Genomic DNA, 15,433 nt, shown 5'->3' on the forward strand with positions numbered 1-15,433 from the left:
ATGGAATAGGGTTTAAAGTCCACATAGACTTTGCCGTTTGTTCTTTTCCAGACTTCATCCCTGATCTCAAAACCGGCAAGTGTTCCCACCAAGCCAGGGGTTGATACGTTAGAAACAATACATTTGTATTTTGCGCCTTTGGGATCAAAATCCGGTTTCCACTTATCAAGTGAAGGTTTTTTCTTCGCAAATACCGGGGCGGCGAACATGAATGATCCAACCATTAAAACAAGCAATAGTACTAAAAGTGTTCGAAGTTTCATACTTAGTTCCTTTCCTGAAATTTAGTTTATAAATTTTGGTGCAATCGTTACAAAATCCTGCACCTGCTTCAACTTTTGGAATCCAACCAACTTTTCCTTTAATAGTTGCGCTACGAGTATACAGCGTATTTACTATTCAATGGCAAGTCAAGTTCAATAGAAAATTTATTAATCCAGTTTTTTAAATGCCTCCTTTCGCCCGGTAAACTTTTCCCGAAGTTGGGGTTTCATCAATTTCCCGGTTGGATTTCGGGGAACCTGATCAAAAACAACTTTACGTGGCACCTTATAGAGGGAGAGTTTTGATTTTGCAAATTCAATTAAATCTTCTTCGCTCATCTGTCTTCCTTCTTTGAGTTGAACAATTGCAAGAACAATCTCCACCAGCCTGTCATCCGGGTATCCAATACAGGCCACATCATTAATATCAGGATGGTCCATCAGTGCATCTTCGATCTCAACCGGAAAAATGTTTTCACCACCGCTGGTAACCATATCCTTCATGCGGTCAACAATATAAAAGTACCCGTCTTTATCTTTCTTTAATAAATCTCCGGTATAAAGCCAACCATTTTTTAATGCTTCCTGCGTTTTTTCCGGGTTTGAATAATATTCCCGCATCATTCTGGATGTTCTAAATATCAGCTCACCCACCTGTCCATCAGGAACTTCCTCTCCCGTGGGATCAATAATTTTTGCTTCAACGCCAAAGGTTGGTTTACCAATAGACCCGGGTCTTGAAAGGACATCTTCCGGATAGAGGTTAAACAATCCGCCTCCGCCGCCTTCTGTGATACCGTATATATTGGACACTGCACATGGCAGTTTTTCCACAAGGAGCTTCATAATATCAAATGGCACGGGCTGAGCACCGATCTCCATATATTTCCAGGAAGAAAGGTCATAATCAGAAAGATTAATATCTCCTTTGTCCAGGGCATTGAGCAATGCAATCCCAATGGGCACAACAAACAATACATCCGTGCATTTTTCCTCTGCAACGGCTTCAATGATCCATTTGGGATCCCTGAAATCCCTGATTATCGTGCCTTGGGCTCCAGTGGCATAAAAAGGTGCCCACAAAAACATGGTGCCGCTGTGGTATAACGGTAAAAAGAATAAATAATTATCATCCGTTTGAACGAAATAGGTCATTCCATTACCAACGGCAGTATTATTAATCGAGAAATGGGTATGAAGTACGGGTTTGGGTTTCCCTGTTGTACCTGATGTGAACATCATGGCAAGGCTGTGATCCCTGTCAACTTCCACGAGTGCATCAGATGTATCCTGGTATTCTTCGATTGTTTTAAAATCTATCATATCATCCGGAACATCCTTGCCGACACAGATATATTTTTTTATCGTTGACAAATCTTTTTGAGCAGGCTGGACAACCCCTAAAAATTCTGATCCAAGAATAAAGACATCAGGATTCGAGACCTCTGCCGCATACAGGATATCAGAACTTTCAAACCGGAAATTTAATGGGACAACGACAGCCCCTAACCGTATGATGGCAAAATACGTAACAAGCCATTCCAGTGAATCTTTCTGAAGGTGCATGACGAAATCATCCTGCTTAACCCCCAACTCCTTTGCCAAGAAATTAGCTGTTCTATTTATCTCGTCATTAAATTCCTTCCAGGTAAAAGTTCGTCTTTCCCCCTCAGCCGGGGTTCGTTCGATCAGACAAACCTTGTCAGGAATATGCCGAGCATGAATTGAAGCGTAACCTGAATAATTCAACGATGCCCTCCTTTGTTGTTAATTAATTATATTTTTAAACCAAAAATCTCCTTATGAAATTCTTTATATCTTTATAGACACCAAATAAAGTTAAAAATTCACTTTATCAAGTCCTTTTAATCCAAGGATCTGTCTTGTCTCATCCGAGGTTGCAGGCGTTAGACTCATTTCCTTTGCAATCCGTTTTATCATGTTCACCTGATCAGCGCTTGCTTTTGCCATGATACCTTTTCCTGCATAGATGGAATCTTCAAGACCCACTCTCACATTCTGTGCCCCCATTGCCATAGCTGTTGAGGTGATGGGAATCTGGAATCTTCCACCGGCAGCAACCGACCATGTAAAATTTTCTTCCCCAAGAACTTCTTTTGCCTCATCATGAATCAAAACCAGATGTTTAACCGAAGGTGTCATCCATCCCACCATTGGGCCAAAAACAAATTGGAGATGAGCCGGCGGTTTTAGCAAATTTTCTTCAAGAAGCCATTTGACATATGAAACATGGCCCAGTTCATATATTTCTATTTCAGGTTTTGTATCGAGTTCAAGAAAAGTCTTTCCATAGATGATATCATCGTTAAATGTTGGCCTGAAAGTTACATTCTTGACCAGCTCAAGATATTCCGGCTCCCAATCATATTTATACTCTTTAAAGCGTCCTGCTATCTGGAAAATACCAAAATTAAAAGGTGCAGGATCAAAAGAACACATTTCAGGTTCCAGTTTTTTGATAGGTATTAATTTTTCTTCAGTGGTTTGATTCATGCCGCCGCCTGTGGTGGGAAGCAGTACTATATTGCATCTGGCCTTGATTTTTTGATGGACTTCCAAGAACAGATCCGGATCTGATACCGGCAATCCGTTTTCAGGATTTCTTACATGGATATGGGCAATGGCAGCACCAGCCTCATGGGCTTTTACCGCATCCTCCACAATCTCGTCAGGAGTTATGGGAAGGTAATCACTCATGGTTGGAATATGAACAGATCCGGTAATGGCTGCTGTGATGATTATTTTATTATCCATTTTTTTAATTTCTCCTGTTGAAAAAAGTTATAATTATTTATTACACCCTGTACTCCTCATCCAGGTCAAGAACAAACATCCTCTTTTCTTTAACATTATCAATGACAAAAGAAGATTTAATAACCTGAATCCCTTCTATCTGGGTAAGTTTTTTATTCATAAACTTCCCATAGGTTTTAATATCCTTTGCAATCACCTTTAAAATAAAATCATTTGCACCGGCAATCTGGTAGCACTCAATCACCTCATCCAGCTCAGTAAATTTTCCCTTTATGGCGGCCACAGAAGAAAGACTACTCAAGCTCAAGCTGATATTGACCATGGCCATAATTGAAAACCCGATTTTTTCAGGATCAAGTATGGCTGTAAAATGAGAAATCACCCCTGCAATCTCCAGTCTTTTGACCCGTTCAAGGGTTGCAGGAGCTGAAATCCCAACAATTTTAGACAACTTGGAATTTGTTGTTTTTCCATTTTCCTGGAGCGTATTTAAAATTTGTTTGTCAATTTTATCCAGAACCATTCATTCCCTCATTTTTGGATATTTTTTTAATTAACTTGTTACAAGAGCAAATGGTTATATTTATCTTCAATCAATGGCAACAATTCTTTTAAAGTTTCATCTATTTTATTCACAAGAAAATCAATTTCCTGTTGGGTCATTGCAGTCGACAGGATAAACAACCCCCTTGGAATTGTAAAAATCCCTTTGTTCAGCAAAGACAAATGCATGAGCGTATGAAGCTGCTCTATTGATTCTAACACCTGCTCAGCCGTTGTAATGGGTTCATTGACAAAATGCAGGTTCAAAAGAGATCCGATCTGATTGGACTGGATATTTAGTCCATTGGATTTAAAACTTTCTAAAAGTCCGTTTTGGAGCTGATCTCCCAGTTTGTTTACATACGCCACTGCAGTTTCATCATATTTTGACAAGGCTGCATATCCCGCCTGCATCACGGTTTCATACCCGTTAAATGTTCCCGAGTGGTATAAAGGCTTATCTGTTTTTTCATGGCAAAAAATATTCATGATATCTTCTTTACCACCAAACACACCAATGGGCAGTCCGCCGCCCACAACCTTTCCAACCGTTGTCAGATCCGGTGTCACGCCATAAAGCTTCTGGCATCCGCCGGTATTAACCCTGTAAGAAAAAATCTCATCAAAAATGAGCAGAATATTATTGTCTGAAGTCACTTTCCTTACATGCTCAAGATACCCGGGATTTGGCAGTACAACGCCACCGGCACCTAAAAAAGGCTCCATGATGACGGCGGCAAGTTCCGAGGCATGGTTCTTAACTGTTTTCTCAAGGGCTTGAAAATCATTAAAAGGGACTTCCAGCATATCCTCGGTCATGCCCTTGGGAATTCCTGCGGTGATGACATTCTTTTTTGTGGATGCTGCCACACTGTCATGGGTACCATGAAATCCACCGGTCATTTTTAAAATCTTGTCTTTTCCAGTATAAGCCCTTGCAGTTCTCAGAGCAAACAAAGTGGCTTCTGTCCCTGAATTTACAAACCTGATTCTGTCAAACCCGGGTATTCTTTCACATAAAAGTTTTGCCAGTTTATACTGCCCCTGTGTAGGCGTAGAATACTGGGAACCCCTTACAATACCTTCCTGTACTGCCTTAACAATATCAGGGTCCCCATGCCCATGGACAATAGCGCCATAGGCATTGGTGACATCAAGAAGCTTATGCCCCTCATGGGTATAAACATAGGCGCCTTGTCCATAATCGATATGGATGGGATACGGTTTGAAATAACTCAGACTTCTGGTTGCACCACCGGGAATATAATTGATCAGCTTTTCATGGCGCTCTCTGGAAACAGGAAACTTTTCCTTATAAGCCTCAGCAATCTTCTTTTCAATTTGTTCTTCAATACCGGTTTGTTTTTCGCTCATGGTGTCATCCTTATCCTAATTTAATTATTCTTTTGTATGAACAATCAAAAGCTCGCCAATCTCTTTTTCTATCTTTTCTACAAATTCACCTGATTCAATTCTTGCTTTCAGTTCTTCAAGATCATCAATATAAACCTTGTCTTTATCCATATAATCAAGGGTTTCACGAACAGCTTTATGCATTATTTTACCTGCAGGGCTGAGCCTGTCAATTCCCCTTTGATCTGCTGCCTGGGCTGCGCAGAGCAATTCAAAAGAAAGAATATGGTTGGTATTTTCAACAATCTTTCTTGTTTTTCTTCCTGCAATCAGACCAAAACTGACTATATCCTGGAAATCAGCAGTGGATGTGATGGACTGAATAGATGCCGGAACTGCAAGAGTTCTGTTTTCTGCAACAAGCGATGTTGTCATGAACTGACCGCCCATAAGTCCCATTCTAACCCCTGTGTCTTCTTTGCAAAGAAAGGGAGGAAGCCCTGTACTGTGGGCTTCATCCATGAACCGATCAATTCTTCTGTCGCTTACAACACCAATATTGACCATGGCGATCCCAAGACAGTCCATTGCAAATGAGATGGGCTGACCGTGGAAATGACCATTATGGAAAAATGTATCCAACTCTGTAAAAATCAATGGATTGTCATTACTGGAATTAAGTTCCCGTAATAGAACGTCATGGGCATTTTGTAAAGAATCTTTTGTCGGACCTACAAATTGAGGTGTACAGCGGATTGAATATGCATCTTCAACAGGAATATCTGCTACAGAAACACCTCTGTGCTGCTTCAAAGTTGATTGTAGTTTTAAAGAAAGTTCCAACTCATCAATGGCCAGATTACTTCCCTTGAGAAGCTTGGTTAGATTCATTGCAGTCGCATACTGGCCAGGATGGTATTTTTGTTCGTGAACTATTGGATCAAAAGGATTAAATCTACCCATTAAAGTTTCAATGGCAAAAGCAGCTATAATATCTGAATTTTTTAATGTATTGGTGGCTTCTGTGATAACCGTGCAGGCAAGACCCACCATGCCGGAAGTTCCATTGATCAGGGACAGGCCCTCTTTAGCATTCAAGTACATGAGTTCTATACCGGCAGCTTCCATAGCTTCTTTACCCGGCATGAGTTTGCCCTTATAGTTTGCTTTCCATTCTCCAAAAGCAACACTTGCAATACAGCCAAGAGGACCCAGATCGCCACTGGTACCCAAGGAACCTTTCCTGGGAACAAGCGGAAAAACGTGTTTATTGATCATATCCAGATAAATTTTCAGATTTACTTCTTTAATACCGGAAAAACCGCGACAAAGAGAATTGGCCCTTGCGATCATAAAGGTTCTGACAAGCGTATCTTCAAAGGGTTTGCCCACCTGGGTAGTGATACTCCTGACCAGATTTTTCTGAAAATCATTATCTCTGTCTCTGGGTAAGAGATAATCAACCAGACCGCCGCAGCTTGTATTAACCCCGTAGATACACCGTTCTTCTTTGGCCCATTTTTCAACCAGTTCTCTGCAGTCACGGATCTTAGGCCAGTTTTTATCATCAATCTCAACTTTTATAGACAGATCGTTCCCGGCTTTTATCAATTCTTCAATTGTTAATGTATAACCGTCAAGAATGAGAGTATTTTCTTTGATTGGCATGATTCCCTCCTTAAATATAGAAATTTATTAATTGGTAATACTTTAAAAAATAGACACCAAATAAAACATCACTTATTCTATTTTTTTTAAGATTAAGCAAATCAATAAACTCATGTCAAGGATTTTTTTAATTTTATAAGGAAAATTTCTAAATTTATATAATTATCGAAACCATACTTCCTGGTTTAAGCTTATTTTGTAAACTTTTTTACCAGATTTACCTTATTTTAATTTTTTTTGCAGTCAGACTGACTGCGATTGATCTTTACCCTCAGCCGACCGTCATCAGATGAACGGTGTCACCTTCATTCAATTTTTCATCCATCCTCTCACCATAGGAAAGATATTTGGACATATTGACAACAACCCGATATTCAATATCAATTTCATCTTTTTTGTCTAATAAAATATTTTTAACTGTTGGACCAAATTTACTGATCAACCCATCTACCAGATCCTGCAAGGTATTTCCCTGAAAAATAAAATCAAGCTTTTTCTTTTTTTTCATGAGTTTATAAAGGGCGGGTATCCCTTCAATTCTAAATAGTATCTTCATTGTTATCATCCTTTCTTAGGTATTTGTGACATAATATGTTCCGAGAGAGCCGTGATGGTCAGACTTGGATTCACACCAAGATTGGCTGAAACCACCGATCCATCAGCCACATAGAGATTGGGATAATTAAATAATTCCCCCTTGTTGGAAACAACGCCATCTTCCGCTGAATCACCCATGCAGCACCCTCCTAAAATATGTGCAGTGGTTGATGTATTTAAAACAACCTCTGGAAACGAGCTTAACGGAATCCCGTCCATCTTCTTTGCCAGCCGTCTGGCTGTCTCATTGGCAACCGGAATAAAGCTGGGGGATCTTTCAAACCCTTTTGGTATTTCAGAATTAATTGCTTTGCCACCAAACCGCCACCATCTTGGTTTGTATTTTAACTTCAAATAATTTTTATCCGTCTGCATCACTAAAAGAACAGACATGGATGCAGCCTTGCCCAGGGGCCATAACAATCGAATAAACCTTAAAGGATGTTTGGCAATATTTCCCAGGAAACTTATGAATCTTGGCATCTTTCCACCACCGTCGGACATGATGGTGTACAAATTTAAAAGGAAATCTGAGCCTTTATTATATCTTACAATTTCAATATGGGTGGTATCATCCGGGTAAATTCCTGATGTGATGGCGATCTGATCATTCCAGTTGGTAGCTTTATCATTTGATTTAACACTGACAAGAGTTTCGGAATTGGTTCTCACAAAATTTCCCAGTTCATCGGAAATATTGGGCAGCAGTCCTTTATCTTTACATTTGCTTAAAAGTTCTACCGTGCCTAAAACGCCACCTGAAAAAATGACACTTTTGGCCGTATATCGTCTCTCCTTTTTAAAGAAACCGGCGGTATTTCTTGTGATAACTTCATATCCACCAACCACAGGCTTCACACCCGTAACAGTTGTTTCGGGGATAATCTTGGCACCAAAATCCTTTGCAAGATAAAGATAATTTTTATCCAGCGTATTTTTTGCCCCGACAGGGCACCCAATCATACAGGCGCCGCAAAACGTACATCCGGTTCGATCCGGCCCCTTGCCGTCGAAATAAGGATCAGGAACTGTTTTATCCGGTTCACCGAAAAAAATTCCCACATCATTTTTATGAAAAGTATCTTTCCCGGTCATTTCCATGCCCACTTCTTTTAAGAGTAGGTCAGCCTTTCCTACCTGGGGACTCAAATTTGCCCCCAGCATTTTTCTGGCTGTCTCATAATGGGGCATCAATTTTTCTTTGGCATTCTCAATATACCAGTCCTTACTTTCAAAAACTTCATCAGGAGGAATAAGAAGCTGGTTGGCATATACTAAGCTTCCGCCGCCAACACCACCGCCATGAATAATCCAGACATGCTTGAACATTGTGAGCATCTGATAGCCATAACACCCCATGGCCGGCAGCCAAAAATATTTTTTGATATTCCAATTGGTTTTTGGGAAATCTGTTGTCTTCCATTCTTTTCCCTTTTCAAGTATCCCCACACGATACCCTTTTTGGGAAAGCCTTAATGCAGATACACTTCCGCCAAAGCCTGAACCGATAACAATATAATCAAAATCATGCTGTTGTTTTGATCCCATTACACACCCTTAAATAAAAACGTTCCTATCCCATCATTTTTCAGGACAGATGACCTGAAGGTCACACGTAACCTGAAGGTCACACGTAATCTGTCAGTATGGTCTTAAGCCTGCCCAGGCAGCCAGAATAAAAATGATCACAATCTTTAATAATTTCATACCTCGGATCAATTTGCCATTGATTGATATGATGCTGAACCAGGTCTGCAGGGGCAATCTCATCATTGGCCCCAGCCACGATAAGACCTGTAGAAGGCATCTTCTCAATATCATCAAAGCTTATAAAACCCACAGGGGGAGACACCATAATATGGTCTTCAATTTCACATCCTTTGGAAACCACCAAGGCATTCATCCTGGCACCAAAGGAATATCCGGCAAGATAGATCTTTTTATAACCATATTCATTTAGACAGGACATGGCAGCCCTGATGTCTTCCTGCTCGCCATTGCCATTATCAAACATGCCGGTACTGTTGCCCGTTCCCCTGAAGTTAAACCTCAGGGTTGTAAACCCTTTTTCAAAAAAAGATTCTGCAATGGTCATCACCACCGGATTCTCCATATTCCCACCATATAGCGGATGCGGATGACAGATAATGACGGCCTTTTGAGACGTATTTTCACGTAAAGCCCCCTCCAGTTTTATATTCCCACACTTAATTATAATAATTGACTCCATATGCATAATCCTGTTTTATGAAAATAGCATCTATACTACTTAATACCTGTCCTTATTTTTTTTAAATTCCATCTTGTTTTTTATACCACCATTGATCATTTATAAAGGGTCTTATTGTGAAGATCAATTCAATAAAGACATTTGTTGAAAAAATATGGGATGAATCTGGAAAATAAAAGCAAGTTTATTACCCCGACAAAACACTTGACAACTTAGAACATGCATGGCAATAGTGTATCTCATTTACCAAAATGGAGAAGCCTGCGTTTCCTGCCCCATCACCTGCACTGAAGGTCTTGTTGCACTTTTGGAATATTATGCCGACACTCCTGGGTTAAAAAAAATTCTCACCCATTGCAAGGAAGGTATCAATGGGGAATTTGCCATTGGCTCCCAGTTTCTGTCGGGAATCCAGGGCGGCTCTGAGAAGGTGGCCCTCTTCATAGTCCCGGCCTGGCTTGAGGGAAACAAGGATAAAGAAAGATCTGCATGTTTCTGTAGAATTTAAAAATCTCCTTTCTTGACATCATGGGGCACTTTAATTTAAAATTTCAGGAAATCACAAAAAGTCAGGGAGAAAAATATGAAACTCTTTTATGCTTTGATTATCTGTTTTTTATATATACTGTCTGCTTCATCCGTATTTGCAGAATATTATCACTATATTGACAAGGATGGTATCAAGTATTACACGGACGACATTTCAGAGGTGCCTGAAGACCAAAGACCCGACTTAAGTGTCTATCAAAGCATTCAAACATCTCCTGAGGAAAAACCGCCTGAAGAGAAAGACATAGAAACCAAAGACACCATTATGCTTAAATCTATTGAGATAAAAAAAGGTGAGATTGATAATGAATATGAGGCCCTTGTCAAAAAAAGACAGGCTCTGACCAAACAAAAAAAGACCATCGGTGAAAAAAAATACAACGAGCTTGCCACTCAATTTAATATTGAAATCAAACAATACCAGGAAAAAAAAGAGGCCTATGAAAAGCTTGTTGAACAATATAATAAGCAAATGATACCATCAGAAAAAAACTGATGACACGCTTATTTTAATGATTGATCAGATATCCTTTTACTTTTTAGCATTTTTTAATGATGCTTTGATAAACTCCCTGAATAATGGATGCGGATTTCCGGGTTTGGATTTAAATTCAGGATGAAATTGACATCCAAGATACCATGGATGATCTTTAAGCTCCACGATTTCAACAAGCTCGTGGTCGGGTGAAGTCCCGCTGATGACAAGCCCGGCCTCCTCTATCAATCGATCTTTATATTCATTGTTAAATTCAAAACGGTGCCTGTGACGCTCTGAGATTTCTTCTTGTTTATAAGCTGCCATGGCAAAGGTATCAGGAACCAATTTACAAGGATACGCGCCAAGACGCATGGTCCCGCCTTTATCAGAATCCTCATCCCGCTTTTCAAGCTGCTGGGTCTGCTCGTCATACCATTCTTTCATAAGATAAATCACAGGATATGGCGTATAGGGGTCAAACTCCTGGCCATGGGCATCTTCAAGGCTGAGCAGATTCCTGGCTATTTCAATAACGGCCATGTGCATACCAAGACAAATCCCGAAATAAGGCACCTTGTTCTCTCTTGCATATTTTGCAGCGACAATCTTTCCTTCAATCCCCCTTGAGCCGAATCCGCCCGGGACAAGAACACCGTCACTTTTAGAAAGAATTTCTACAACATTATCTTCTGTCAGGGTTGTCGAATCGATATATTGAAGAGTAACCCTGGCATCATTGGATATTCCACCGTGGGTAAGTGCTTCATTGAGGCTTTTATAACTTTCCGTCAAGTCAACATATTTGCCGACAATAGCAATATTCACTGAAAATCTTGGATTTTTAAGTTTTTCAACCATTTCCTTCCACTCATCCAGCCTTGGCGCCCTTGCCCAGATATTCAGCATCTTTAATATTTTATCCCCCAGTCCTTCCTTATTGTAGACCAGGGGCACTTCATAGATGCAATCCACATCTTTTGCAGTAAAAACAGCATCTGTGTCCACATTACAAAACAGGGAAATTTTTGATTTAATCTCCTGGGTCAGGTAGCTTTCAGTCCTGCAAAGAAGAATATCGGGTTGAATACCAATACTGCGAAGCTCTTTTACACTATGCTGAGTGGGCTTTGTTTTTACTTCACAAGCGGTTTTAATATAGGGAACAAGAGTTAAATGAATATAGATAACATTGGATGACCCGACATCGGCTCTAAATTGCCGGATGGCTTCCAAAAAAGGCAAAGATTCAATATCACCGATGGTACCACCGATCTCAACAATCACAATATCGGCATCATCCGACACAAGAAGGATGCTCTGCTTGATTTCATCGGTAATATGAGGGATGACCTGTACCGTACCACCCAGATATTCGCCTTTGCGCTCTTTGGTAATCACTTGGTCATAAATTTTGCCCGTGGTAAAATTATTATTTTTACCCAGCTTTGCATGGGTGAATCTTTCATAATGGCCCAAATCAAGATCTGTTTCCGCCCCGTCATCTGTTACAAATACTTCACCATGTTGAAAAGGGTTCATTGTTCCCGGGTCAACATTAATATAAGGATCAAGTTTTTGTATGGTAACCGTCAGGCCGCGACTTTCAAGAAGCATTCCTATGGCAGCGGATGCAAGCCCTTTGCCTAAAGATGACAATACGCCTCCGGTAACAAAAATATATTTGGTGTTTTTAGCCATTATTCCTCGCTTGTTTAGAATTATTCATATAATTTTTTAAAATCTTCTATGCGTTTGTCAAGCTCGTCAGCCTGTTGCAAATTCTCATCAAAAGGATCAGGATCACTTTTAGGATATAACTGCTCAATGTGCGCAATATCAAATAAAACCGGCGAAAACCCTGATTTCAAATCAAAGCTTCTTACGTGAATCATTGCAAACAATTGATTATCCAAAAAAATACTGACCTGCATCGGGTACCAGGTCTTGCTGGCCCGCTGCCAATTGTTATAAAAAAATTCAACCATCCAGCCATTTTTTTCAACCACATATTTAATGGGCAGAAAAGACTCTTTTTCTATCCAAAGCCCTGAAAAGGGTTTACCTTTTTCCAAGGGTCTGCCAATGACATAGCAAATAGTATCATTATATCTTTGAAAGGATACTTTTGTTGTATCAATACCTGCCATGGCAAGCTGATCTAAAAGACTTTCATGATCCCGGTAAAGAAGAATATCCGTATACAAATCAACCAATGATTTATCATGGGAAACTATAACCCCATCCATTATTTTGACAAATCTGAAATCAGACTCAACAGTGAGACTTGTCATGGTATCTGAAATAATTTCAGATCTGAGCCGTTTGGGGTATGAGTAAATCAATTTTTCCTCTAACTCAAAAAATCCAATCTCAGAGTCTTCGTAATTTAATATTTTTTTAGTCTGATAGGCTTGGATACCGACAGGCTGCTTGATCTTTTGGATAACAAGATGCAAAAGGTGAGGTGTTTGGGGGACAAACGCCTCACCCGTACCTGATGCCAAAATAAAAGACAGGTTAAAAAACAGTATAAAAAAGGTTAAACAAAAAAAATTTTTCATAACCTGAAGGTTACACGTAACCATAAAGGTCACACGTAAATTAAAAATTAATTAAACAAAAAGATTTTCGGGAAAGGTTGCACTATCTCCCAAAAGTTCTTCAATCCTGATGAGTTGATTATATTTGGCCACCCTGTCACTCCTGGACATGGATCCTGTTTTTATCTGTCCTGAATTTACACCCACGGCAAGATCGGCAATAAAAGAGTCCTCTGTTTCTCCGGATCGATGGGAAACAATAGTTGTATAGCCGGATTCTTTCGCCATTTGAATGGTATCCAGAGTTGGTTCAATTTAATCAGGATCGAATTGCCTATTCCCTTCTCAATTCCTCTTTTAAAAATATCAGGATTTGTCACAAAAATATCATCACCAACGATCTGCACGGAATTTCCAAGCCGTTCGGTCATAATTCCCCATGAATCCCAATCATCTTCGGCCAGACCGTCTTCTATGGAATATAATGGATATTTTTCAACCAATTTTTCATAATAATCAATCAAATCACCGGGGGAAAGCTCTCTGCCTTCTGACTGAAAAATATATTTGCCGTCTTTATAGAACTCTGAAGCGGCTGCGTCAAGGGCAATACCAATGTCCTTACCCGGTCTGTATCCGGCTGCCTCAATGGCATTGATAATATATTCCAACGCCTCTTCATTGGATTTAAGGTTCGGGGCAAACCCGCCTTCATCCCCGACTGCTGTGGAAAGCCCTTCTCCCTTTAAGATCTTTGCAAGATGATGAAAGGTCTCAGCTCCCATCCGAACCGCTTCTGTAAGGCAAACAGCACCAAAAGGAAGAATCATGAACTCCTGGATATCCAAATTGTTCGCGGCATGAGCCCCGCCATTGATAATATTCATCATGGGAACAGGCAGCACCCTGGCATTAATACCGCCCAGATGCTGAAACAAAGGGATCTCACATGCTTCCGCCGCTGCTCTTGCTGCTGCCATGGACACGCCTAAAATGGCATTGGCACCAAGCCTTGACTTGTTTTCAGTACCATCAATATCTATCATGGTTCTGTCAAGACCTGCCTGATCCATGGCGTCGTATCCAATGATTTCAGGTGTAATCACTTCATTAACATTGGCAACGGCATTTAAAACACCTTTGCCTAAAAAACGAGTGTCCGAGTTATCCCGAAGCTCAAGGGCTTCCCTTGTACCGGTTGAGGCACCGGATGGAACCGCAGCCCTGCCCCTGGCACCGCTGGCTAAGACAACGTCCACTTCAACCGTTGGATTCCCTCTGGAATCAAGTATTTCCCTTGCCCTGACCTCAATTAATTCAGTCATGCTCCCCCCTTATCCTAAAGTTATTTTATACTTAATATTTTATAAAATTTTCATGATTTTTTTCTGTCCGTCATTAATAGCAATATCCATTATGACATTCAAGGGCTATTCTCAACTTTTTCCTTAACCTTGACAAATAAAAACGAGTCTTATAATTTAAAAAAATTATAAAAAAAAAGTTGTGCCGGATACAGGCACTTAAATTAATACATATAAGGAGTCTTAAATGAACATTCTATTTTTTGGACCAAACGGAAGTGGCAAGGGAACCCAGGGCGCTATCCTGAAAGACAAATATAATTTTGCACACGTTGAATCAGGTGCCATTTTCCGTGAAAACATCAAAGGCGGAACCGATCTGGGTAAAAAAGCAAAAGAATATATTGACAAGGGTGATCTGGTTCCTGATGAAATCACCATCCCAATGGTTCTTGACAGAATAAAACAAGATGACTGCAAAAACGGATGGCTTCTGGACGGCTTTCCAAGAAATAAAGTTCAGGCGGAAAAGCTTCATGCATCTTTGGAAGAAGCCGGTATTAAACTCACTTATGTTATTGAAATGCTTCTTGACAGGCAGATTGCAAAAGATAGAATCATGGGCCGCCGCCTTTGCGAAAAGGACAACAATCATCCGAACAATATTTTTATTGATGCCATTAAACCGGACGGAGACAAATGCAGGGTTTGCGGCAGTGCCTTAACCAAACGTGCTGATGATCAGGATGAAACGGCCATTGATAAACGTCATTCCATTTATTATGACACTGAAACCGGCACATTGGCTGCTTCTTACTATTACAAAGATCTGACCGAAAAAGACAATGATATAAAATACATCACACTGGCCGGTGAAAAAGCACTTCCGGAAGTAACAGCCGAGTTGGTTTCCAAACTGTAAAATTTATTGGTTTAATTCATATTTTAAAGCCTTTTTATCTTTAATTTTAAGTGAAAAGGCTTTATTTTTTCCTTGCTTTTAAGGCATTATTTTGTTACAAAGTTCGGTTATAAATATCTCGATATTTAAATACACTATGAAAGGGGCGATGTTTTTTGAAGGAAATTACAGTTACGGTTATTGATAACGATGTTGAAAGAGCATTAAGAAT

13 protein-coding genes and 2 pseudogenes are annotated in these 15,433 nt (G+C 40.0%); 3 read left to right on the plus strand and 12 right to left on the minus strand.

What is annotated here, in order from left to right; all coding sequences use genetic code 11:
- The 9 genes and pseudogenes from K8S13_RS12515 to K8S13_RS12555 form a co-directional block, all read right to left on the minus strand.
- Nucleotides 1-263, minus strand: a pseudogene (locus tag K8S13_RS12515) (C4-dicarboxylate ABC transporter substrate-binding protein); the annotation flags it as partial.
- Between the two features lie 168 nt (nucleotides 264-431).
- Nucleotides 432-2,012, minus strand: a complete 1,581-nt coding sequence (locus K8S13_RS12520; RefSeq protein WP_291462942.1) for a class I adenylate-forming enzyme family protein — start codon at nucleotides 2,010-2,012, stop codon at nucleotides 432-434.
- A 90-nt stretch (nucleotides 2,013-2,102) separates the two neighbouring features.
- Nucleotides 2,103-3,038: a 3-keto-5-aminohexanoate cleavage protein gene (locus K8S13_RS12525; protein WP_291462943.1), complete on the minus strand. Its 936-nt coding sequence runs from the start codon at nucleotides 3,036-3,038 to the stop codon at nucleotides 2,103-2,105.
- Between the two features lie 40 nt (nucleotides 3,039-3,078).
- The gene (locus K8S13_RS12530; RefSeq protein WP_291462944.1) at nucleotides 3,079-3,561 is read right to left on the minus strand and encodes an Lrp/AsnC family transcriptional regulator; all 483 of its coding nucleotides are present in this window, start codon (nucleotides 3,559-3,561) and stop codon (nucleotides 3,079-3,081) included.
- Nucleotides 3,562-3,599: 38 nt separating this feature from the next.
- Nucleotides 3,600-4,955: an aspartate aminotransferase family protein gene (locus tag K8S13_RS12535; protein WP_291462945.1), complete on the minus strand. Its 1,356-nt coding sequence runs from the start codon at nucleotides 4,953-4,955 to the stop codon at nucleotides 3,600-3,602.
- 24 nt (nucleotides 4,956-4,979) lie between these two features.
- Complete coding sequence (locus tag K8S13_RS12540; RefSeq protein ID WP_291462947.1) at nucleotides 4,980-6,602, minus strand: aromatic amino acid lyase; 1,623 nt, start codon at nucleotides 6,600-6,602, stop codon at nucleotides 4,980-4,982.
- A gap of 271 nt (nucleotides 6,603-6,873) precedes the next feature.
- Nucleotides 6,874-7,158, minus strand: coding sequence for a hypothetical protein (locus tag K8S13_RS12545; protein ID WP_291462949.1), 285 nt, complete (start codon nucleotides 7,156-7,158; stop codon nucleotides 6,874-6,876).
- A gap of 5 nt (nucleotides 7,159-7,163) precedes the next feature.
- A complete protein-coding gene (locus K8S13_RS12550; protein ID WP_291462950.1) occupies nucleotides 7,164-8,747 on the minus strand; it encodes a GMC family oxidoreductase in 1,584 nt (527 codons plus the stop codon).
- A 79-nt stretch (nucleotides 8,748-8,826) separates the two neighbouring features.
- The gene (locus tag K8S13_RS12555) at nucleotides 8,827-9,429 is read right to left on the minus strand and encodes an alpha/beta hydrolase (RefSeq protein ID WP_291462951.1); all 603 of its coding nucleotides are present in this window, start codon (nucleotides 9,427-9,429) and stop codon (nucleotides 8,827-8,829) included.
- Nucleotides 9,430-9,652: 223 nt separating this feature from the next.
- Here K8S13_RS12555 and K8S13_RS12560 point away from each other — a divergent pair, with 223 nt between their 5' ends.
- Entirely contained in the window at nucleotides 9,653-9,937 is a 285-nt protein-coding gene (locus K8S13_RS12560; RefSeq protein WP_291462952.1) for a hypothetical protein, read from the plus strand.
- A 75-nt stretch (nucleotides 9,938-10,012) separates the two neighbouring features.
- Nucleotides 10,013-10,474 carry a hypothetical protein gene (locus tag K8S13_RS12565; RefSeq protein ID WP_291462953.1) on the plus strand — a complete coding sequence of 154 codons (462 nt, stop codon included), beginning with the start codon at nucleotides 10,013-10,015 and terminating at the stop codon, nucleotides 10,472-10,474.
- A gap of 36 nt (nucleotides 10,475-10,510) precedes the next feature.
- Here the strand turns inward: K8S13_RS12565 and K8S13_RS12570 are convergent, their stop codons facing one another.
- The 3 genes and pseudogenes from K8S13_RS12570 to eno form a co-directional block, all read right to left on the minus strand.
- Nucleotides 10,511-12,154, minus strand: coding sequence for a CTP synthase (locus tag K8S13_RS12570; protein ID WP_291462954.1), 1,644 nt, complete (start codon nucleotides 12,152-12,154; stop codon nucleotides 10,511-10,513).
- Nucleotides 12,155-12,174: 20 nt separating this feature from the next.
- Complete coding sequence (locus K8S13_RS12575) at nucleotides 12,175-13,041, minus strand: hypothetical protein (RefSeq protein WP_291462955.1); 867 nt, start codon at nucleotides 13,039-13,041, stop codon at nucleotides 12,175-12,177.
- A gap of 27 nt (nucleotides 13,042-13,068) precedes the next feature.
- Nucleotides 13,069-14,321 (minus strand): annotated as a pseudogene (gene eno, locus K8S13_RS12580) (phosphopyruvate hydratase).
- 226 nt (nucleotides 14,322-14,547) lie between these two features.
- Between eno and K8S13_RS12585 the strand changes: the two are divergent.
- A complete protein-coding gene (locus K8S13_RS12585) occupies nucleotides 14,548-15,222 on the plus strand; it encodes an adenylate kinase (protein ID WP_291462956.1) in 675 nt (224 codons plus the stop codon).
- Nucleotides 15,223-15,433 lie beyond the last annotated feature (211 nt).

The organism is Desulfobacula sp. (genome assembly GCF_021107415.1).